18 protein-coding genes are annotated in these 20203 nt (G+C 71.7%); 6 read left to right on the top strand and 12 right to left on the bottom strand.

All coding sequences use genetic code 11. The features are described 5' to 3' along the window. Positions 1-171: 171 nt before the first annotated feature. The 3 genes from MY520_RS07370 to MY520_RS07360 all read right to left on the bottom strand — a co-directional run bounded on the left by MY520_RS07370 (position 172) and on the right by MY520_RS07360 (position 2927). Positions 172-1011 (bottom strand): SDR family NAD(P)-dependent oxidoreductase, encoded by an 840-nt coding sequence (locus MY520_RS07370; protein ID WP_436691432.1) that lies wholly within the window; start codon positions 1009-1011, stop codon positions 172-174. Beyond that, the gene (locus tag MY520_RS07365; RefSeq protein ID WP_436691431.1) at positions 1008-1979 is read right to left on the bottom strand and encodes an aldo/keto reductase; all 972 of its coding nucleotides are present in this window, start codon (positions 1977-1979) and stop codon (positions 1008-1010) included. The genes MY520_RS07370 and MY520_RS07365 overlap by 4 nt, the downstream gene beginning before the upstream one ends. A gap of 117 nt (positions 1980-2096) precedes the next feature. Next, positions 2097-2927: a mycofactocin-coupled SDR family oxidoreductase gene (locus MY520_RS07360; protein ID WP_436691430.1), complete on the bottom strand. Its 831-nt coding sequence runs from the start codon at positions 2925-2927 to the stop codon at positions 2097-2099. Positions 2928-3420: 493 nt separating this feature from the next. Between MY520_RS07360 and MY520_RS07355 the strand changes: the two genes are divergently transcribed. Further along, entirely contained in the window at positions 3421-3813 is a 393-nt protein-coding gene (locus MY520_RS07355; RefSeq protein ID WP_436691429.1) for a hypothetical protein, read from the top strand. A gap of 337 nt (positions 3814-4150) precedes the next feature. On the opposite strand, the gene MY520_RS07350 is transcribed toward MY520_RS07355, so the two are convergent. Together MY520_RS07350 and MY520_RS07345 are read right to left on the bottom strand one after the other, a co-directional pair. After that, positions 4151-5074, bottom strand: a complete 924-nt coding sequence (locus MY520_RS07350) for an AraC family transcriptional regulator (RefSeq protein ID WP_436691428.1) — start codon at positions 5072-5074, stop codon at positions 4151-4153. 150 nt (positions 5075-5224) lie between these two features. Beyond that, positions 5225-7750, bottom strand: a complete 2526-nt coding sequence (locus MY520_RS07345) for an ATP-dependent Clp protease ATP-binding subunit (RefSeq protein WP_436691427.1) — start codon at positions 7748-7750, stop codon at positions 5225-5227. Positions 7751-7957: 207 nt separating this feature from the next. Between MY520_RS07345 and MY520_RS07340 the strand changes: the two genes are divergently transcribed. Then, complete coding sequence (locus tag MY520_RS07340; protein WP_436691426.1) at positions 7958-9319, top strand: DUF2254 domain-containing protein; 1362 nt, start codon at positions 7958-7960, stop codon at positions 9317-9319. A 30-nt stretch (positions 9320-9349) separates the two neighbouring features. On the opposite strand, the gene MY520_RS07335 is transcribed toward MY520_RS07340, so the two are convergent. Then, the gene (locus MY520_RS07335; RefSeq protein WP_436691425.1) at positions 9350-11503 is read right to left on the bottom strand and encodes a putative bifunctional diguanylate cyclase/phosphodiesterase; all 2154 of its coding nucleotides are present in this window, start codon (positions 11501-11503) and stop codon (positions 9350-9352) included. A 492-nt stretch (positions 11504-11995) separates the two neighbouring features. On the opposite strand from MY520_RS07335, the gene MY520_RS07330 reads away from it, so the two are divergent. From MY520_RS07330 to MY520_RS07320, 3 genes are all read left to right on the top strand, one after another. Further along, positions 11996-12361, top strand: a complete 366-nt coding sequence (locus tag MY520_RS07330) for a DUF2267 domain-containing protein (protein ID WP_436691486.1) — start codon at positions 11996-11998, stop codon at positions 12359-12361. Between the two features lie 189 nt (positions 12362-12550). Further along, positions 12551-12676 (top strand): hypothetical protein, encoded by a 126-nt coding sequence (locus tag MY520_RS07325; protein ID WP_436691424.1) that lies wholly within the window; start codon positions 12551-12553, stop codon positions 12674-12676. A gap of 202 nt (positions 12677-12878) precedes the next feature. After that, positions 12879-13919 (top strand): hypothetical protein, encoded by a 1041-nt coding sequence (locus MY520_RS07320; RefSeq protein WP_436691423.1) that lies wholly within the window; start codon positions 12879-12881, stop codon positions 13917-13919. Between the two features lie 116 nt (positions 13920-14035). Here the strand turns inward: MY520_RS07320 and MY520_RS07315 are convergent, their stop codons facing one another. From MY520_RS07315 to MY520_RS07295, 5 genes are read right to left on the bottom strand one after another with little or no spacing between them, the layout of a single operon-like run. Continuing rightward, the gene (locus MY520_RS07315; protein ID WP_436691422.1) at positions 14036-14755 is read right to left on the bottom strand and encodes a DUF1345 domain-containing protein; all 720 of its coding nucleotides are present in this window, start codon (positions 14753-14755) and stop codon (positions 14036-14038) included. A gap of 46 nt (positions 14756-14801) precedes the next feature. Continuing rightward, on the bottom strand, positions 14802-15977 hold the full coding sequence (locus MY520_RS07310; RefSeq protein WP_436691421.1) for a zinc-dependent alcohol dehydrogenase: 1176 nt from the start codon (positions 15975-15977) through the stop codon (positions 14802-14804). Next, positions 15974-16462 carry a hypothetical protein gene (locus MY520_RS07305; protein WP_436691420.1) on the bottom strand — a complete coding sequence of 163 codons (489 nt, stop codon included), beginning with the start codon at positions 16460-16462 and terminating at the stop codon, positions 15974-15976. Before MY520_RS07305 ends, MY520_RS07310 begins: the two co-directional genes overlap by 4 nt. Further along, entirely contained in the window at positions 16459-17034 is a 576-nt protein-coding gene (locus MY520_RS07300; RefSeq protein ID WP_436691419.1) for a type 1 glutamine amidotransferase domain-containing protein, read from the bottom strand. The genes MY520_RS07305 and MY520_RS07300 overlap by 4 nt, the downstream gene beginning before the upstream one ends. Position 17035: 1 nt before the next feature. Next, positions 17036-18184 carry a glutathione-independent formaldehyde dehydrogenase gene (locus tag MY520_RS07295; protein ID WP_436691418.1) on the bottom strand — a complete coding sequence of 383 codons (1149 nt, stop codon included), beginning with the start codon at positions 18182-18184 and terminating at the stop codon, positions 17036-17038. Between the two features lie 169 nt (positions 18185-18353). Between MY520_RS07295 and MY520_RS07290 the strand changes: the two genes are divergently transcribed. Beyond that, on the top strand, positions 18354-19238 hold the full coding sequence (locus tag MY520_RS07290) for a zinc-binding dehydrogenase (RefSeq protein WP_436691417.1): 885 nt from the start codon (positions 18354-18356) through the stop codon (positions 19236-19238). On the opposite strand, the gene MY520_RS07285 is transcribed toward MY520_RS07290, so the two are convergent. After that, positions 19181-20179: a LysR family transcriptional regulator gene (locus MY520_RS07285; RefSeq protein ID WP_436691416.1), complete on the bottom strand. Its 999-nt coding sequence runs from the start codon at positions 20177-20179 to the stop codon at positions 19181-19183. The genes MY520_RS07290 and MY520_RS07285 overlap by 58 nt on opposite strands. Between the last annotated feature and the right edge of the window lie 24 nt (positions 20180-20203).

Genomic DNA, 20203 nt, shown 5'->3' with positions numbered 1-20203 from the left:
TCGGGTCACGTCAAGACACCGGAGCGAAACCGTACGAAGGAGATCTCGCCGGCAAGAAGGGCCTCTGACCAGGCACTATGCGACAGCACGCCTGGCCCGGGGGCGGCATCCGCCCCCGGGCATCGAGACCTGCGTGCCCGGCAGCGGCGACACCGCTCCCGAGGCGTGGAGTCAGGCGGTCGGCGGGAAATCGACCGCCCGAGAGGACTCCTCCCTGGCCGCCCACTCGGCCAGCGTCGCCTGGTAGCGCTGGGCGGCCAGGTCGAACGCTCCGGAGCCCATGAGCACCCGCCGCGGTGGGCTGGGGTTGTCGACGATCTCGAGGAGCAGGTCGGCAGCGCGGGCCGGGTCGCCGGGCTGCTGCCGGTCGAACTCCGTCGACATCGCCTCCAGCCGGGCGTCCCAGGCGTCCGCGTACGCGTCGAGCGTCGTCGCGACGCGGCGCATCGACGCGTGCGCCCAGTCCGTGCGCATGGCACCGGGTTCGAGCAGCGTCACGTCGATGCCGAAGGGCCGGACCTCCTCGGCCAGGCTCTCGCTCATGCCCTCGAGGGCCCACTTGCTCATGCAGTAGAGCCCGACCATGGGGAAGGCGGCGACGCCGGCAATGCTCGACACCTGCACGATGTGCCCGCTGCCCTGGGTCCGCAGATACGGCAGGGCCGCCTGCACCACCCACATCGGGCCCAGCAGGTTTGTCTCGAGGAGCGCGCGCGTCTCCGCCTCGCCCGCCTCCTCGATGGCGCCGAGGACCCCGTGACCGGCGTTGTTGACGACCACGTCGAGGCGCCCGAAGACGTCGTGCACCCGGTCGAAGGCGCGCAGCACGTCGGCGCGCGCGGTCACGTCGAGCTGCACCGGGAGGAACGCCCCGTCGTAGCGGTCCACGAGGTCCTTCAGCGGCTCCAGGTCGCGTGCCACCCCCGCCACGAGGTCGCCGCGGTCGAGGGCCGCCTCGGCAAAAGCGCGGCCCAGCCCGCGGGACGCCCCGGTGATGAACCAGGCCTTCATCGGGGCAGGCCCGATGAGGCGCCGAGATCGGCCTCGACGGCCGCCAAGTCGTCGTCGAGCAGCTGCAGCTCCGCAGCACCCACCAGGTCGTCGAACTGAGCCGGTCGCCGGGGGCCCACGATGGCGCTGGACACGCACGGACGACGGAGCACCCAGGCGATGGCGACCTCCGAGACGGTTCGGCCGTGCCGGTCGGCGACCACGCGGAGCGCATCGACCAGGCGGAGGTTCTCCGAGAGCTGCGGCTCGGTGTACTCCGCGTGCCCGTGCCGCCAGTCAGCCGGCGGAAGCGCGTCGACGCGTTCGCGGGTCATCCGCCCGCTCAGCAGGCCGTGCTTGAGCGGCGAGTAGGTGACGGCCCCGATGCCGATCGCCTCGGCATAGGGAAACACCTCCTTCTCCGCGGTGCGCTCGACGAGCGAGTACTCGGGTTGTATGGCGTCGATGGGTGCGATCAGCTCGCACCGGGCCATCTGCGCGGCGGAGAAGTTCGAGACCCCGGTGAACCGGATCTTGCCCTCCGCCTTGAGGTCGACCAGCGTGCTCCAGCCCTCCTCGAGGTCCTCGTCCGGGATGGGCCAGTGGATCATCAGCAGGTCGAGGACGTCGGTCTCCAGCCGGGACAGGCTGGCATCCACCTCCTCGCGGATCGAGGCGGCGGTGATGCGGTTCTCGAAGTCGCCGACCTCGCTGGGCACGAGCCCGCACTTGGTGAAGACGAGCGGACGCTCCCGCATGCCGCGCAGCGCTCGGGCGACGATGCGCTCGGCGTGCCCGAATCCGTAGTAGGCCGCCGTGTCGATCCAGTTGATGCCCAGATCGAGAGCGCGGCGAATGGTGGCGACCGACTCCTCGTCATCCGCCGGACCGAGGTTGGAGGTCCGGCGCTTGCCGGCCCCCATCGCCCAGGTGCCCATGCCGAGCACCGTCAGCTCCACACCGGTCCGACCGAGCGGACGCACCTGCATTCCTGTCTCCCTTGAACGTCGGGGAACCGCGCGATCTGTGGACCGTGATGAGGGATGGGTCGCGAGACGCGTGGTCGGTCGCGACCCATCCCTGGCCTCGGTCCGCCCCTCGGCGGACTACTTGGTGAGGGCGCCGGCGTCGATGCGGAGTTCGGTGCCGGTGACGTACCGCGCCTCGTCGGAGGCGAGGAAGAGCACGGCGTTGCTCACGTCGATCGACTCGATCCACGGCACGGGGATGAGGTTGATCCCGATCGACGGCGGGATGAAGTCCTCGACGGTCGGGTCCTCGAGGTCGGGCCGGAAGGCCTTCCACAGCGGCTTGTGCATGATCAGCGGCGTGTTCACCTGAGTCGGGTGCACCGTGTTCACGCGGATGTTGTTCGGGCCCAGCTCGACGGCCAGCGTCTTCGCGATGCCGACGACTCCGTGCTTGGCGGCGACGTAGTGGACGGCGTTGCCGAGCCCCTTGGTGCCCGCGGTGGAGCTGGTCAGGATGATCGATCCGCCGTTGTCCGCCTCGAGCATGTGCGGGATGGCGGCCTTGACGGTGTGCCAGACGCCGGTGAGGTTGACGTCCAGCATGTCCTGCCACTCCTGCTCGGTGAGCTCGTGCGCCCGAGCGAGGCTGAGGATGCCCGCGTTCGCGACGACGATGTCGACCTTGCCCAACTCGGCGACGCCCTGGTCGAGCGCGGCCTGCAGCGCGCCGTAGTCCCGCACGTCGGCCTGGACCGCGACCACCCGACGATCGAGCGCCTCGATCTCCTTGACCGTCTGCGCCAGGTCCTCAGGGGTCGCCAAGTCGTACGGGGCGGTGTCGATCTGGGTGCAGAAGTCGACGGCGATGATGTCCGCGCCCTCCTGCGCCAGACGGACCGCGTGGGACCGCCCCTGCCCTCGAGCCGCCCCTGTGATGAATGCGACCTTGCCCTCGACACGTCCCATGGAGCCATCTCCCTTGAAGTTGATCGGGCGAGTTCTTGCGCTCGAGAGTCGCCGAGCCCGCCCGGTGACGACAGAACCGTCCGCGACGCCGTTCCGTAGTGCGGAATGCCGTCTCGCTGGCGGGAACGAGGCTAGGGACGTGGATCACGGTCGTCAAGCCCTCGGCTCCGAGGACGGGAGCGAGCAGGGGCGGCGCCTCGTCGTGGACCGCAGCCCACGCGACCCCGACCGGGGAACGACGGAGGAGGGGAGTTGCGAGCCCCTGGCGTCTGGCAGGGCCGGGGCTACCGCCCGAAGGGCTGCGCGAATCGCACCAATCCCTGCGCTGAACGCGTAGACCCGCGCGGCTCGGTCGCGTGGAGTAGGCGGTAACGGTTCGTTCGGCTGGTTCTCAGCGCGTCACGGTCGGCTCGACGTCGCCTGGTCTGGCGCCGACGCGGCCCCGCGCTGGTGTCCAGACGACACAAGACCTTGATCCTGCAAAGAAAGGGCCATGAGACCTGTGCATCACGTTACGTATGACGGTACCGCCGGTCGGGACACCGACGAGCGACTCGTCGCCGCCTGCCCCAGTTGGTGTGATCGCGACGAGAAGGTCGACAAGGGCACCCCGGATGAGTTCGTCATTCACTGCGGTGCCGAGAGGTACATCGGCTCGATGCGCCTCCAACTGCGGCAGGTGATGCTCGTCGACGGCGAGCTGGAGCCGCCCGTCCTGTTGATCGGCGAGGACGAGTTGCCGATGGCCGAAGCCGCGCACCTGGCAACTGCCCTGGCTGCCACGGCGGCCGAGGCGACGGGTGACCGGTACGCCCACGCTCTACCGGGCACGCGACCGACGGTCGACGACATTCGGTTGCTGCGCCAACGCCGCATGGCAAGCTGAACCGTCCAGGTTCAGTGGACCTGGTCCACCCGGAGTCCGGCGGGGGTTGCGCACCTGGGACCTGGCCACCGTCGTCCGACGCGGCCTTCGACCTGGAGATCACCGATCACGCGGTCTGGTCCTGGCTCCGACAGGAACGGATCGGCCGGGGCCGTGAGCCGGGGCTGATGAACTCCAGAACCGAGCATCAACCACCTGACATGAAGTCCAGCAGAGGAACCCCACGGAGTACCGGTCACACCGGCCCCTGCACCGAACCCAGGGCGGTGCACACGACGCAGCGTGCGTCGACGCTGCGGAGGCGACCAGAGCCCGAGGACGGCTTGCGCAACGTCTTCTAACCCCTTCGCAGAGTCTCCGATGGGCGCTCGCCGAACTTCTGATGGTAGGCAGCGGCGAACCGGCTGACGCTGACGAATCCCCACTGGGCGGCCACTTGGGAGACCGTCCTGGTGTGCGGGTCGGCCGAGCGCAATTCCTCTCGCGCCTGGGTCAAGCGAACCGCCCGTAGATACTGACTCGGCGGGACACCGAGTGACCGGGCGAAGCCATCCTGCAAGCTCCGGGTGCTGACGGCGACGCGGCGGGCAAGCGCGGTGGTGGTCCAGGGCTCTTCAGGGTGGCTGCGAATGAGTTCGATCGCCTGGCGGACCGCAGGTGGCGGCGCCGGTCGCCGCGGACCGGTCAGGGCATCGGTGTAGTTGTGGGGCTGGGCGAGCAACAGCCCGTCCACGAGGATCCGCTCGAGGTTGGCCGCTGCCAGAGGATGGTCAAGCAGGCCTTGCGCGTGGCCCGCTTGGCGGTCGATCAGTCGGAGCGACTCCATCCACGCTCTGCCCCCGTCGGTGGCGAGGTTCATCGCAGGGGCGAAGTTAATGGGCTTGACTATGGGTTGGTCCAACATCGCCTCTAGCTCTTGTTGGAGCACATGGGGCGAGATCATCAGGCAGAACTGCCCGCAGCCGGCACGCCACTCGATGGTGGCGGGCAGGCCGGGCATGAAGACGGCTGCGCGGTCCGGCGTGGAGATCACCCGCTCCAGGCGGCCTGATCGGGAAACGGTGCCGCCGGCGAGCGGGATGTTCACGTGGAAGTTCTGCGCCTCGGCTGTGTCAATCTGCACGGAGCGACTCAGCCAGGCATAGCTGACCGTGGCGTCGCCTATCCGGACCGCATTCAACGCAGAGTCGAGAACTCGGGTGCCGGTGGATTCCCGCAGTTGCATGTGGAGCGGTAGGAACGTCGACTGCAGTGCGTTCATCGTCTCGTCGAGGTCGGAGGTCCGCGCCACGGCGAACCGACCCAACGGCTCTGAATCCAATGCGTCTCCCCTGGCTCCGCCCACTACGCCTCATCAACAACCGGCTCACCCGAATGGCTATTCCTGGAAGGTCGCTGTGCGCTGCCCCGCTCACGCCTGCGCCGACTCCGCCTCCCGCACATCCTCCACCTCGAGGTCGAGGTCACCGTCCCGGACCACGACGCGCACCCGATGGCCGCTGTGCACCCGGCCGTCGAGCATCAATCGGGCGAGCCGGTTGTCCACCTCGCGCTGGATGGCCCGGCGCAGTGGACGAGCGCCGAAGTGCGGTTCGAACCCGCGCTGGGCGAGCCAGCTGACCGCCTCCGGAGTGAAGTCGACCTCGATGCCCTGGGCCCGTAGTCTCCGGCGGGTCTCGTCGAGCAACAGGTCGGTGATCCGCTCCAGCTGGGTGTTGTCCAGCTGCTGGAAGACGACGATCTCGTCGATCCGGTTCAAGAACTCCGGCCGAAATGCCTCCCGCAGCCGGCGCATCACCTGGTCGCGCACGTCGGCGTTGGCCGCGTGCGCGCTGCTGCTGCCGAACCCGAGCGGGCCGCGCTGCCCGACGATCAGCTCCGACCCGAGGTTGCTGGTCATGATGATCACGGTGTTGCGGAAGTCCACGGACCTGCCTTGGGAGTCGGTCAGCCGGCCGTCGTCGAGCACCTGCAGCAGGGTGTTGAAGACGTCGGGGTGGGCCTTCTCGATCTCGTCGAAGAGCACCACCGAGTACGGCCGACGGCGCACCGCCTCGGTCAGTTGTCCGGCGTCTTCGTACCCCACGTAGCCGGGCGGGGACCCGACCAGCCGGCTGACCGTGTGCCGCTCCTGGAACTCGCTCATGTCCAGCCGGATCATCCGGTCCTCGTCACCGAACAGCGCCTCGGCGAGGGCCCGCGCCAACTCGGTCTTGCCCACGCCGGTCGGGCCCAGGAAGAGGAAGCTGCCGATCGGCCGGTCCGGATCACCGAGGCCGACGCGGGAGCGGCGCACAGCCTCGGCGACGACCTCGACCGCCTCGTCCTGCCCGATCACCCGCTCGTGCAGGCGCTGCTCGAGACCGAGCAGCCGCTCCATCTCCTCCTGGGTGAGCTGGCTGACAGGGATGCCGGTGGCCCGGGACACCACCTCGGCGATCTCCTCGACGCCGACCTCGGGGACGCCCGAACCCTCCCCGCCGCCGTCCCGGGCCCGGTCGAGGCGCTGCTGGGCCTCGGCGACGTGGTCGCGCAGTTCGGAGGCGCGCTCGTACTGCTCGGCCGCGACCGCCTGGGCCTTCTCCCGCTGCCACCGCTCGAGCTCGTGTTCCAGGCCGCGCAGGTCGGTCGGGGGCGTCTTCACCCGGCGGCGCACGCGGGCTCCTGCCTGGTCGATGAGGTCGATCGCCTTGTCGGGCAGGTGCCGGTCGGTGATGTAGCGGTCGGAGAGCTCCACGGCCGCGACGACGGCCTCGTCGGTGAACCGCACCTGGTGGTGGGCCTCGTAGCGGTCGCGCAGGCCGCAGAGGATCTGCACCGTGTCCTCGATGCTGGGCTCGGCCACCAGAATGGGCTGGAAACGGCGCTCCAGCGCGGCGTCCTTCTCGATGTTGCGCCGGTACTCGTCCAGGGTCGTGGCGCCGATGATGTGCAGCTCTCCGCGGGCGAGGGCCGGCTTGAGCATGTTGCCGGCACCGCCGGACCCCTCGGAGGCGCCTGCCCCGACGACGGTGTGCAGCTCGTCGATGAACGCGATGACCTCGTCGCTGTGCTCGCGGATCTCGTCGATGACCTTCTTCAGCCGCTCCTCGAAGTCGCCGCGGTAGCGGGTGCCGGCGACCAGTCCGGTCAGGTCGATCTCCACCACCCGGCGGCCGCGGAGGGTCTCCGGGACGTCGCCCTCGGCGATCTGGGCGGCGATCCCCTCGACGATCGCGGTCTTCCCGACACCGGCCTCCCCGATGAGCACGGGATTGTTCTTCCGCCGCCGGGAGAGCACCTCGACGGTCTGCTCGATCTCCTGCTCCCGGCCGATCACCGGGTCGATCTCCCCGTTGCGGGCCATCGCGGTCAGGTCGCGGCCGTACTCGTCCAGCGTCGGGGTGCTCGACGGGGGCCGGCCGGCCCCGCCCTGCCCGCCGCCTGCGCCGCTGACGGCCTGCTGCAGGGCCTCCGGCGTGACGCCCCGCTGGCGCAGGATCCGACCGCCCGGCGAGTCCGGGTTGACCGCCAGCGCGAACAGCAGGTGTTCGGGACCGATGTAGGTGGAGCCCAGCGCGCGGGAGATCTGGTGGGCGTCGAGGAGGGCGCGCTTGGCCGCGGGAGTGAGGGCCGGCGTCTCGGCGCGCGGCTCGCCACGGCGCGGCACGCCGTCGAGCTCGGCGCGGAGTTGCGCCGGGTCGGCGCCCGCGCGGCTGATCAGCTGCCGGGTGGGCTCCTCCCCGGTCATCGCCCACAGCAGGTGGTCGGTGTCGAGGTCCGGGCTGCCCACCTCGACGGCCCGGCGCGCGGCCGCGTTCACCAGCTCGCGGGCCTGATCACTGAGGAACTGGGTGATGTCGACGCGCTGGCGGGGCGGGCGAGCGCCGCCCATGTAGCGGGCGAAGAAGTCGTCGAAGGGGCTGCCGTAGGGGCCTGGGAAGTGTCCGCTGGTCATCGCTCGTCCGTCCCGGGGAGAGGCGTGGTCCCCTACTGCCTTACTCGTCCCGGGTCGGGATCTCCATCGGTCATCCTGCCGAGGCGCCCCGGGAGGGAAGAGGGTGTGATGAGAGGGGGCCGCCCCCACGGGCGACCTGCCACGGTGGAGAACACACCCTCGCGATCACACCGGCCGGCCCGCCGGTCCGAGCCACAGAGAGGCCCGATGCGCCTCACCCGCTTCGTGCACGCCCTTCGGACCAGCCTGTGGGTGGTCCCCCTGCTGTGCGTCCTGGCCGGCGTGCTGCTCGCCCTCGGCACGCTCTGGCTCGACCGCCGGTCGGGCTACACCCTGGTCCCGCAGAGCGTGACGGGAACGCCCGGTGACGCGCAGACGATCCTGTCGGTGTTCGCCACCGGGATGGTCTCGCTGACCAGCCTCGTGCTCACGGTGACGCTGGTGGTGGTGCAGCTGGCGATGGGCCAGTTCTCCCCGCGGATCGTGGCCGCGCTGCTGTCCGACCGGTTCAGCCAGCTGGCGATCGGTCTGTTCGGGGCGACGTTCGTCGTCGCCGTGCTCACCATCCGGGAGATCCGCGGTTCGGACACCGGCTCCGTTCCCGGCCTGTCGGTGGTGCTGGCCCACGGGCTGATGGTCGCCAGCCTGGTGACGCTGATCCTCTTCGTGCACCACTCCGGGCAGACCATGCGGGCGACGGGCCTGATCGACCTGGTCGGCGACCGCACCCGCGACCTCATCGAGTCATCCTTCCCCGCCGTGCCCCGACCGGCGCAGGGGGCGGGCGCCGACCCGGACGTGGTCCCCGCGCGGGAGCCGGGCAGTATCGTCCGGATCGACCGCGCCGGGCTGGTCGCCGCCGCGCGCCGCGCCGACTGCGTCCTCGAACTGGTGCCCGTGGTCGGCGACTTCGTGCCGGGCGGGGCACCGCTGTTCCGCGTGCACCCCGGCCCCCGGCGGGCGGGGGACGTCGCCGGGCCGGCCGCGCGGCTGCGGGCCGAGGAGATCGCGCGGCTGGTCCTCGTGGGCCCCGAGCGCGTGCACACGGAGGACCCGCCCTACGGTCTGCGCAAACTGGTCGACGTCGCGGAGCGGTCCATCGCTCAGCCGTTCAACGACCCGACGACGACCCTGCAGGCGCTGCACCGGCTGCACGACCTGCTGCGCCAGCTCGCCGTGCGCCCGCTCCCCGCGGGCGAGCACCGGGACGAGGACGGCGTGGTCCGGCTGGTCGAGCGCACCCTGTCCTGGGACGGCTACGTGCGGCTCGCCTTCGACGAGATCCGGCTGGCCGGCGCGGCCTCACCGCAGGTGACCCGCCGGCTGTCCGCGGCGCTGGAGGACCTCAAGGGCGTCGCCCCGCCCGACCGGCAGGCCCCGCTGGACCGCCAGCTGCGGCTGCTGACCGCCGCGGTCCACCGGGCCTACGAGGACGAGGAGGACATCACCGCCGCGCTCACGCCCGACGCCGAGGGCATCGGGTCGGGAGCCGACGTCACCACCGCCGTCCGCCTGGACACCGGCACGCCGGACACCGCCGTCCGGCCCGCCGCGCCCATCCCGGGATAGCGGGCGCCCGCCTCGGAAGCTCCGGCGCGCTCACCAGCTCCTCGACCACGACGTTCCGGCGACTCGTGCCACGGTCGGGTGCAGGCCGGCCCGCCAACGGAAGGACGCCTCGGTGGGGATCGTCAGGGGCAGGTGCTCGGGCGCGGAGGGCCGGGCGAGCAGGTACCCGCTGGCGGAGTCGACCCCGAGCGCGCTGAGGGCGCTCAGCTGCGGCAGGGTCTCGACCCCCTCCGCGATGACGTGCGCGCCGATGGCGCGCGCCAACGTCACGATGCCGGCCACCAACGCCTCGCCGCGAGCCGTCCCGAGGTCGTGGACGAAGGACTTGTCCACCTTGATGACGTCGACCGGGAACTCCTTCAGGCGCGCCAGCGAGCTGTAGCCGGTCCCGAAGTCGTCCACGGCGATCGCCACCCCCCGGTCGTGCATCCGGTCCAGCACCTCTCTCACGCCGGAGCAGTCGGCGAGCGCCGACTCGGTGACCTCGATCCCGAGGCGCTCCGTGGGCAGCCCGGCACGGTCCAGCTGGGCGGCGAGCCGGGCGGGGAACTCCCGGTCGACCAGCTGCTGCGGAGAGACGTTGACCCACACCCGGAGCTGCGGGAGGTGCGCCCACCGGCCGGCCTGCTCGATCGCTCGGGCGAGGACCCGCTCGCCGATGCGGTGGATGAGCCCCGTCTCCTCGGCGACCGGGATGAACTCCTGCGGGCCGACGAGGCCACGGGCGGGATGCCGCCAGCGGACCAGCGCCTCCACGTGGCAGATCCGCTCGACCCGGAGGTCGAAGGCGGGCTGGTACTCCACGAGCAGTTCGTCCCCGTCCAGGGCGTGGCGCAGGTCGTTCTCGATCTCCACCCGGCGCACCGACTCCACGTGCATCTGCTCGTCGAACCAGACGACCCGTGCCCGTCCGGTGTCCTTGGCGCGGTAGAGCGCCGCGTCGGCCTCCCGGAGCAGGATGTCGAGCTCGGCCGGGCCGGCTGCCGTGGCCAACCCGACGCTGACGGTGACGAGGAGGCGCGCACCCACCTCGACCGGCTCCCGGCTGGCCCCGATGACCTGCTGGGCGAACCGGGCGGCCTCCTCGGCGGAGCGGTCGACCAGCACCACCACGAACTCGTCACCACCGAAGCGGGCCACCGGATCGGCCGGACCCGCCAGGGCGGCGAGACGTCGTGCGAACTCGCTCAGCACGCAGTCCCCGACGCCGTGCCCCAGGCTGTCGTTGACCAGCTTGAACCGGTCCAGATCGATGAAGGCGACGGTGAGACGGGCCTCTGGCTGTCCGGCGAGGACCCGGTCCACCTCCTGCAGCATCCCGGCGCGGTTGAGCAGACCGGTCAGCTCGTCGTGCGTGGCCCGGTGGGCCAGGTCTCGCTGCGCCCGCTCGGCTGCCGCGCGGGCGGCCCGCTCGGCGGTCAGCAGCCGTTCCCGCTCCTGCTCCATGGCCCGCCGCTCGGAGACGTCCCGGAAGTAGACGGCGATCCCGCCCCGGCGCAGGGGGTACACGCGGGCCTCGCACCACAGCTCCGCCTTGTCGTAGCACGCCTCGAACGTGGCAGTCCGTCCGGTGCCCGCAACCTGGCGGTAGGTCTCCTCGAACACGGTGCCGAGCAGGGCGGGGAACCGGGCCCAGATGTCCTTGCCCACGACCTCGTCGCGGGAGACGCCCAGCCGGGCCTCGGCCTGCGCGTTGATGTACGTCATCCGCCAGTCGGCGTCGACGCCGATGTACATGTCGCTGATGGACTCGAGGCTGTCGATGACCTCGGCCGCCCTTCGGGTGGTCGCCTCGACCCGCGCCGCCTCGGCCTCCGCCGTGCTCACGTCCCGGAAGGACACGTACGCCCGTGGCGAGTCCCCGTCGAGGAAGGTGGCGGTGCTGACCTCGGCGGGGAACGTGGATCCGTCGCTGCGGCGCAACCGGAACACCCCGCGGAACGCGCCCTCCCGGGCCCGGGTCTCCAACGCCTCCCTCCACCGGCGGTCACGCCGGTCGACGATCCCGTCCCGGCCGAGCTCGACCAGCTCGAGTTCCGTCCGGCCGAGCAGCTCGCAGGCCCTCGCGTTCGCGCCGAGGGTGCGCCCGTCGGCCGAGGTGATCAGCACCCCGTCGAGAGCGTGGATGAACAGTGCCTCGTGGAGGCTGCGGGGCAGCGTCGAGGGAGCCTGGTCGAGGGTCACATCGGCGTATCGGCTGATCGACGGTTCCGATTGACTCTGTTCCGCAATTCGGGTGAGTCGCACCGCTGGGGAGCCGGACGACCGCATCGGATGCCGATGGGCCGATCGGCGCGGGCGATGGCCCGCAACGGGTCCCTGCCACAGATGAGGCCCCGGCGCGTTCCCGACGCTGGCGCTGGTAGACGTCCAGAAATCGCGCGACCGGCAGCCCCTCGGAGGGCCTCGTCCCTGGTCGCGACGCCGAGTTGCCACGTCGGCGCCCCGTCGAGGGTGGCGACTGCGACGTCCCCGAACAGCGTCCGGGCGATGCAGGCCAGCGGACCGCACGCGATGCCCATCCCGCGCCGGACCACCGTCAGGACGCCGAAGCACCATCAGCGCCGGAGCGCGGGCACGACGTAGCGGCCGTCCCCGGAGCGGGACATCGGCCGATCGACCGATGCCCAGGCGCCATGAACGGTCCTAGCGTCTCACCCGCGGTCGCACGACTGAATCCCACGACCGGCGCCGGACGGTGCCTCAGGGAGCGGACATGGACTACGCGACTTTCACGCGGACGACGGCCCAGCGAGCCGGGATACCCGAGGAGACGGCGGAGCGGATCGAACACTCGCCGCGCAGCTCCCGGGCGGGCTCCAGGACGACCTGCGCCCACCGCGCGAAGAGGCGGAGGCGTTCGGGGTGGACGAGTTCGTGCGCCGGGTCGCGGAACGGGGGGACGTCGGTCCGGACGAGGCCAGGACCGGGGCCGCCGCCGTCCTGATCACGGTGCGGGAAGCGGTAACGCCCGGGGAGTTCGACGACGTCCTCTCCCAGCTGCCGCAGGAGTACCGGGAGCTGGTCGGGCCGATGGCCTGAGCTCCTCGGCGCCGAGGCGCCGAGGCGCCGAGGCACCGAGGCACCGGCCGACGGCCGAGGGCCGGAGGAGCAGGACGGCACCAGGTCAGGAGGAGCCCGGTGATCAAGTATGCGACGTTCATCGAGGCCGCGGGAGCGCCCGGGTGGGAGCGGTACCCGGGCCGCACATCGCCATTCCGGAGGTCACCTATGACGGATAACGCGGTCGCGGGCCGGGACGTGGCGGAGATCGCCGCGTCGTCGCCCGCTCCTCCCCGTCGCGCCGGGCAGATGCTCGCCGTGCTGCGCCGTCCCGTCGCGTTCGACGGCGCGTAACTGGCATGGCCGATCCGCACCATCCCCGGTACGTCACGGCCGCCGCTGCGGATCCGGCCGACTCGACCCTCACCATCTTCACCATCTTCACCAGCCGGCAGCAGGCGCGTGACATCGACGCGTGCACCTTGGCGGCGGGACGGGTTGACCAGGCAGGCCACTTACCGTGTGTGCCAGGGCTCGCCCGAGGGGAGGCGCAGTGATGAAGTGCGACCCGGACCTCGTGCGCCTGCAGGATGAGTTGGCCGACGTCGGCACCATGGCGGAGGGCCTGAACGAGCGCGCCTTGGAGATCCTCGAGGCGCTGGGCCGGATCCTGCCCTTCGACGCGGGGTGGCTCGCCGTCCGCGATCCCGAACGACGTCGACACGTCCCTCTGGCCACCACAGGCACAGCCGAACCCCTGCGCCGCTACTTCGAGTCCCCAGGGGCCGACGCCGAGCTCGAGCACCTCGGGCTCAACAGCGCCCAGCGCCCGGTGCTGGCCAGCGAGTTGCCCGTGCCCCTCCCCGAGATATGCGCCTGGGCCGAGCACCTGCTCCCGGCAGGGTTCCGCGGCGGCATCGCCGGCGCACTGTTCGCCTCGACCGGGCGGCACGTGGGCTTCCTCAGCCTCCTCGCCGAGGACCCGGCGCGCCTGAGCCTGGCCGACCGGCAGATCCTCGGCGCCGTCACCGGAGTGATCGCGGACGACCTGGACCGGACGCAGGAGATCGCCACGACCGCCAGGATCGTCGGGACCGCCGAGGCCGGAGTGGTGCTCACCCGCGGTGGGGACGCCCTCACTCTGCCCGGGCTACCCGACGACCGCCTGTTGGCCCCCGACTCGCCGATCCTCGCCGCGGCCACGCAGGAGCTGTCCGCCGGGGGCCCCTACACCGCATTCCTCGCCCCCGTGGCGGGCCCGGACGGCGAACGGCTGGTGCGGATCACCGCACTGGATTGCGCCCTCCCCGACCTCGATCACCTGTCGGCCGCAGTGCTGCTGTCCTCCCCTGGGAACCTGCGCGGTCTCACCCCCCTCGATCTCCGGGTCCTGGGGCAACTGGTGGCCGGCACGACGCCGGTCCCCGCGCTCGCCGCGGCTCTCCACGTCGACTCGCGTACCACGACAGAGGCCCTCCGCCGGGCCGAGGTCGCCCTGGACGCCCCCGGCCTCACCGCCGTTGCCACGCGGGCGCTGCGCAGCGGGCTGCGCATCCCGCCGGGGTTGAGCCGTCCGACGCGGACCGGGCGCCGGTGAGCGCTCGGGGCGGCCCTCAGCCAACGCCGAGGATCTGCGGCGAGGATCTGCGCGGGAGGGTGCGGCTCGTCTCCGGGCAGCAGACCGGGACGTCCCGCGGCGCGGCCGGCCGGTGCCTATCCCTGCTGCCCCAGGTTGGTGACGAGATTGACGGCCACTGCGATGACGACCGTCCCGAACAGGTAGGACAGCAGAGCGTGCCCGAGGGCGACCTTGCGGATCGACGTGTCCGCGATCTGGGTATCCGGCACCGCGAAGCTCATCCCCACGGTGAAGGCGACGTAGGCGAAGTCGCTGTACGCGGGCGGTTCCTCCTGGCCGAACTCGATGCCGCCGTCCCCGCCGGAGTAGTACCCGCGCGCGTACTTCAGGGCGAAGACCGTGTTGACCAGCGCCCACGACAGGATCACGACCAGGACGCCGAGCACCACGGTGGCGACGCCGACGGCGTCCCCCGAGCCGGAGCGGACGAGACCCTCCACGACGGCGGCGAGGCTGGCCACGGCCGCGACCAGCACGGCCGTGTCCGTGACCCGGGTCTGCCCCTCCTCCTCGGCCAGCCGTTTCGTCCCCTCCGAGTCGCGCGGCCAGCTGATCCGCCACACCCAGATCAGCAGGCCGCCGGCGGCGACGGCCCAGCCGACGAGCACGGCGATCTCGGGGACGCCGCCAACCGTGGTCAGTCCGGCCGCGACGAGGCCCGCGCCGAGACAGATCAGTAGACGGCGCCACGACAGGATCGTCGGCCGCGGGCCCGCCTCCACCGTCGACCTACCGGGTGGGGCGCTCACCCGGTAGCCCCGCAGCGGGCCGGCGAGGGCCCCGCGCCGGCCCACCGTCCGGCTCTATGTCCCGGCCCTGGGCGGTCCGCCCGTCGGCGCCTCACGCACCAGGACGGAACACAGCACCGACGCACCCGTCCTCCTTGTCCTTGAACATGCGGTAGCCCTTCGGCCCGTCGTCGAGCGACATCACGTGGGTCGCGAGGTGCTCTGTCTTCACCTCGTCCCGGCTCATGCGGTCGAGGATCTCCGGGATGTAGCGGTGCCCGTGCTGCTGGGCGCCGCGCAGGGTCAGCGCCTTGTTCATCACCGCGCCGAGGGGGAACTTGTCCACCAGACCGGCGAAGACGCCGAGGGTGAACACCGTCCCGCCCTTGCGGCAGGCGTAGATCGCCTCGCGCACCGCGGTGGGTCGGTCGGTCTGCAGCCGCATCTGCTGCTTGACCTGGTCGTAGAGGTACTGAGGCCCCGGGCTGTGCGCCTCCATGCCGACCGCCTCGATGCAGACGTCCGGGCCCCGGCCACCGGTCATCTCGCGCAGCTCCGCGGGGACGTCGACCTCCTCGTAGTCGAGGGTCTCCGCCCCGACGTGCGTGCGGACCTGCTGGAGCCGGTTGTCGTACCGGTCGATGACGACGACCTGCTCGGCGCCCATGAGCATCGCCGCGCGGGCGGCCATCTGACCCACTCCCCCGGCTCCCCAGACCGCGACGACGTCGCCCGGTTTCACGCCGGCCTGGTCCGCCCCGGTCCAGCCCGTGGGTGCGGCGTCGGAGGCGAACAGCGCCCGCTCGTCGGAGACGCCGTCGGGGATGGCGAACGCCCCCTGGTCGGCGTACGGAACCCGGATGTAGGGCGCGTGACTGCCCGCCCAACCACCCAGCGCGTGGGAGTACCCGTAGCAGCCGCCGATGGCCTGACCCCACAGCGCCTCTGTGATGCCGGGGTTGGGATTGCCGTTGTCGCACAGCGACCACAGCCCCTGCTTGCAGTACCAGCACTGCCCGCAGCTGGTGAAGGAGACCACGACCACGCGATCACCCACCTGGTGCTTCGTGACGCCGGGGCCGACCTCGGCGACCGTGCCCATGAACTCGTGCCCGAGCACGTCCCCTGCCCGCATGGCGGGGATGTAGCCGCCCATCAGGTGCAGGTCCGAGCCGCAGGTCGCGGACAGCCCGACCTCGAGGATGATGTCGTGGTCGTTGAGGATCGTCGGCTCGGGGACGTCCTCGACGCCGATCTCGTTGACCCCGCGCCAGGTGACCGCCTTCACCGCACGCCCGCCTTGGGCGCCACCCTGGTCCACGCCTCCAGGAGCACGCCGCCGGGGGACGCCGTCCGCTTGCCGTGCGGTGCGGGGTCGACCACGAGGACCTCGCCCACCTCGATGAGCTGCTTGGCCCGGCGCAGCGCAGACCGCAGGTCGGCCTGCGGGTCGCTGCCGCTGAGCCGGCTCGCGGCGGTGCCCGACGACGGCCGGTCGCGCAGCCGGGCCGACAGCTCGGTGCCCTTGCCGCCGGCAGCCGGCCGGACGCGGACCTCGATCCGGTCGCCGAACTCGGCCAGGGGGGCGGGCAGCGCCGCGGCGTCGACGTCGGACGGCTCGCGGAACACGGTCACCGCGAGCCACCCGGAGGCCGGCTGACCCGCGCCCGCCGGCCGGGCGGCGGACGGGTCGATGACCGACCGCACCTGGCGGACGACGGTCCCCCCGGCGCGAGCGGCGACGGACGCCACGTTCCCGATCGAGGACGTCATGCCCGGCCCCCCGCCCCGGCGGGCTGCGGGGCGCGGGCGAACTCCTGCACGATGCGCTCGCAGAAGGCCGGCAGGTCGTCCGGCGACCGGCTCGTGGTGATGTTGCCGTCGGTGACGACCTCCTCGTCGACCACCTCCGCCCCGGCGTTGCGCAGGTCGGTGCGCACGCTCGGCCACGACGTCAGCCGGCGGCCGCGCGCGACGTCGGCCTCGACGAAGTTCCACGGGCCGTGGCAGATCGAGGCGACCGGCTTGCCGGACTGGACGAAGTCGCGGACGAAGGCCACGGCGGCCGGCTCCATCCGCAGCTTGTCCGGGTTCACCGTCCCCCCGGGCAGCAGCAGCGCGTCGTAGTCGTCGACGGAGGCGGCCCCGACGAGACGGTCGACGCCGAAGGTCCCGGCGTCCTCGAGGTCCTGGTTGCGCGCCAGGATCTCGCCGCTCGTGATCGAGACGACGTCGGTGCGTGCACCGGCGTCCTCCAGGGCCTGCCGCGGCGTCTCCAGCTCCACCCGCTCCACGCCGTCGGCGGCCAGGATCGCCACCCGCCGTCCGTTCAGCTCCCCGGCCATGTCAGCTCCCCGCCGGGTGCAGGACGACCTTGGTCCAGCCGTCGGTCCGCTTGTCGAAGTGCTCGTAGGCCTCCGGCGCCTGGTCCAGCGGCAGTTCGTGGCTGACGATGAACGACGGCTCGGCCTTGCCCCCGGCGATCAGGTCGCGCAGCTGCCGGTTGTACTTCTTGACCGGCGCCTGCCCGCTGCCCAGCTTCTGGCCCTTGAACCAGAACATGCCGAAGTCGAAGGCGAGCTTGCCCTGCTTGGCCAGCTCGTCGCTGGCCCCGGGGTCCTGGGGGATGAACACCCCGACGACGCCGATCGTCCCGGTGAAGCGCACGGAGGCGACCAGCCGGTTCATCGTGAGGTTGGCCTGCTCCTGGCCGTCGGGCTCGTGCGCCTGGTAGCCGACGCACTCGCAGCCGTTGTCCGCGCCCAGCCCCATCGTCTGCTCCAGGACGGCCTGGACCGGGTCGACCTTCGAGTCGTCGATGGCGATCGCCCCGATCGACTCGGCCAGCTTGAGCCGGTCGGGCTGCCGGTCGACGACCATCACCTTGCTCGCCCCGCGGATGGTCGCCGAGAGCGCCGCCATCAGGCCGACCGGGCCGGCGCCGTAGATGACCGTCTGGTCGCCGGGCTTGACGCCGGCCATCTCCGTGGCGTGGTAGCCGGTCGGGAAGATGTCGGCGAGCATCACGTAGTCGGTCTGCCGCTGCTCGGCGTCCTCGCCCAGCCGCAGGCAGTTGAAGTCGCCCCAGGGCACGCGCAGCAGTTCGGCCTGTCCCCCGCCGTACGGGCCCATGTCGGCGAAGCCGTACGCGGCGCCCGCCCACTCCTGCTTCGGCTGCGCGGTCAGGCAGTAGTTCGTCAGCTGGCGCTCGCAGTTCTTGCAGTGTCCACAGGCGATGTTGAACGGCAGGACCACCCAGTCGCCCACCTGCACCTTGTCGATCCCGTCGCCGACCTCGACCACCTGGCCGAGGTTCTCGTGCCCGAACCAGCGGCCGGTCTCGAAATCGGTCCGGCCCTCGTACATGTGCAGGTCCGAGCCGCAGATGTTCGCCGAGGTGATCCGCACCAGGACGTCGGTCGGCCGCTCGATCCGCGCGTCCGGTACGTCCTTGACGCTGACCTGCCGCGGGCCCTCGTAGACGACTGCCTTCATGCTGACTCCTTCGTCGCGGATGTGCCCCACCGTTCCGTGCTCGGGCCGGGACCCTGATCACACCCGGCCCACCGTGGGGCCGGTATCGGCAGACATGCCGATACCGAGCGACCCCGGAATTCGATCGATCCGGAATGGGTCGCTCTGCCGGTGGTCCCCGATGGATGCCATGGCGGCCGCGTCCCTCCGCCCCGAGCCGGCACCGGAGGAGAAAACCAACCCCAACGCCGGCGTCGCCGAGAAGATGTTCGGGCACCCCGTCGCCGGGATCTTCGGTTACTCGCACCTCACCGGCGGGCAGGCCGAGTACGCCCGGGTGCCGTTCGCCGATGTCGGCCCGATCCGCATCGAGAGCGACCTCGCCGACGAGCAGGTGCTGTTCCTGTCGGACATCCTGCCCACCGGCTACATGGGCGCGGAGATGTGCGACATCCAGGACGGCGACGTCGTCGCCGTCTGGGGTGCCGGGCCCGTGGGCCAGTTCGCGATGGACAGCGCCCGCGTGCTCGGCGCGGCCATGGTGATCGCCATCGACGACGTCCCCTACCGCCTCGAGATGGCCGCATCCCAGGGCTACCGGACGATCGACTACTCCGACACCGACGTCCGCTCCGCGCTCCTGGAGCTGACCGGTGGGCGTGGGCCGGACAAGTGCATCGACGCCGTCGGCATGGAGGCCACGCACGGAGCCGCCCACGTGCACCTCTACGACCGGCTCAAGCAGGCGGTCCGCTCGGAGACGGACCGGCCACATGCCCTGCGCCAGGCGATCCTGTCCGGCCGCAGCGGCGGGATCGTCTCGGTCATCGGCGTCTACGGCGGGCTGGTCGACAAGTTCCCGGCCGGCGCCTGGATGAACCGATCACTCACCCTGCGCACCGGCCAGTGCCACGTGCAGCGGTACATGCGCCCGCTGCTGGACCGGATCGAGCGAGGCGAGATCGACCCGACCCGGGTGATCACCCACCGGCTGCCCCTGGCCGAGGCACCGCACGGCTACGACATCTTCAAGAACAAGGCGGACGGCTGCGAGAAGGTGGTCCTGAAGCCCTGACCGCCCCCGCCCCCGGGGCGAGGACGGGGAGCCGAGACGAGAACCTCCGGGTCGTCCACCGCCGCGACCAGGAAGTCGACGAGGCTGCGGACGGCGGGGCGGGCCGGGCGGCGCCAGACGACCTCCAGATCGAGGAGCAAGGGGGGATCGAGCGGCAGCACGACGATCCCGCTCACGTCCATGTGCTCGGCGACCCCGAGGATCCCCGGGGCGACGCCGGACCCGGCTGCGACCGCCCGCAGCATCGCCTCGGGGCTGTTGATGAGGTCCGGCTCGACGACGACCTGCCCGGGCTGCGCTCCCTTCGGCAGCAGGTGGTCGACGGTGCGCTGCCAGATGCCGGCGAAGGGCGACCACGGGAACATCACCGCGGATTCGTGGTCGAGACCGGCGACCGGGATCTCCGCCCGGTCGGCGAGCGGATGTCCCTGCGGCAGGACGATCCCGAACAGCACCGAGCCGAGGACGACACCGTCGAGGTCACGGTGCTCCTGGGGCCGGCTCCAGACGACCGCTGCGTCGGCCCGCGCCTGCCGGACCGCCTCGACGGCGTCGTCCCCCGGGGTGGACATCACGGACACCTCGACGCCCGGGATCGCCAGTCCCAGCGTTCGCAGCGGGCCGTCGAGCACCCGCTCCGCCATGGTGCAGACCCGCAGGGCCACCTGCTCCCTACGGTCCGGCTCCGCGGATCGCACGTCGCGGCGGGCCTGGTCGACCTCGGCCAGGATCACCCGCGCCCGCTCCGCCAGGATGCGTCCCGCGGGCGTCAGCTCGGCTCCGCGGGACGTGCGGTCGAACAGCGTGACGCGCAGGTCCCGCTCCAGCGCACGGATCTGCTGCGAGAGCGACGGAGCGGCGATGTGCAACCGGCGCGCGGCAGCGGCGAAGCGCCGCTCCTCGGCCACGGTGAGGAAGTACCGGAGCTGCCGCAGGTCCACGGCTCACGCTATCGCCGTCGCGCA

The organism is Geodermatophilus sp. CPCC 205506, assembly GCF_051383635.1.
GTDB lineage: Bacteria > Actinomycetota > Actinomycetes > Mycobacteriales > Geodermatophilaceae > Geodermatophilus.
This window is presented reverse-complemented; position numbering and strand designations above follow the sequence as displayed.

Coding starts and splice junctions, on each gene's coding strand:
- MY520_RS07370 (WP_436691432.1), bottom strand. CDS start 1,011: ATGAAGGCCTGGTTCATCACCGGGGCGTCCCGCGGGCTGGGCCGCGCT.
- MY520_RS07365 (WP_436691431.1), bottom strand. CDS start 1,979: ATGCAGGTGCGTCCGCTCGGTCGGACCGGTGTGGAGCTGACGGTGCTC.
- MY520_RS07360 (WP_436691430.1), bottom strand. CDS start 2,927: ATGGGACGTGTCGAGGGCAAGGTCGCATTCATCACAGGGGCGGCTCGA.
- MY520_RS07355 (WP_436691429.1), top strand. CDS start 3,421: ATGAGACCTGTGCATCACGTTACGTATGACGGTACCGCCGGTCGGGAC.
- MY520_RS07350 (WP_436691428.1), bottom strand. CDS start 5,074: ATGAACGCACTGCAGTCGACGTTCCTACCGCTCCACATGCAACTGCGG.
- MY520_RS07345 (WP_436691427.1), bottom strand. CDS start 7,750: ATGACCAGCGGACACTTCCCAGGCCCCTACGGCAGCCCCTTCGACGAC.
- MY520_RS07340 (WP_436691426.1), top strand. CDS start 7,958: ATGCGCCTCACCCGCTTCGTGCACGCCCTTCGGACCAGCCTGTGGGTG.
- MY520_RS07325 (WP_436691424.1), top strand. CDS start 12,551: ATGACGGATAACGCGGTCGCGGGCCGGGACGTGGCGGAGATCGCCGCG.
- MY520_RS07320 (WP_436691423.1), top strand. CDS start 12,879: ATGAAGTGCGACCCGGACCTCGTGCGCCTGCAGGATGAGTTGGCCGAC.
- MY520_RS07305 (WP_436691420.1), bottom strand. CDS start 16,462: ATGACGTCCTCGATCGGGAACGTGGCGTCCGTCGCCGCTCGCGCCGGG.
- MY520_RS07300 (WP_436691419.1), bottom strand. CDS start 17,034: ATGGCCGGGGAGCTGAACGGACGGCGGGTGGCGATCCTGGCCGCCGAC.
- MY520_RS07295 (WP_436691418.1), bottom strand. CDS start 18,184: ATGAAGGCAGTCGTCTACGAGGGCCCGCGGCAGGTCAGCGTCAAGGAC.
- MY520_RS07290 (WP_436691417.1), top strand. CDS start 18,354: ATGGCGGCCGCGTCCCTCCGCCCCGAGCCGGCACCGGAGGAGAAAACC.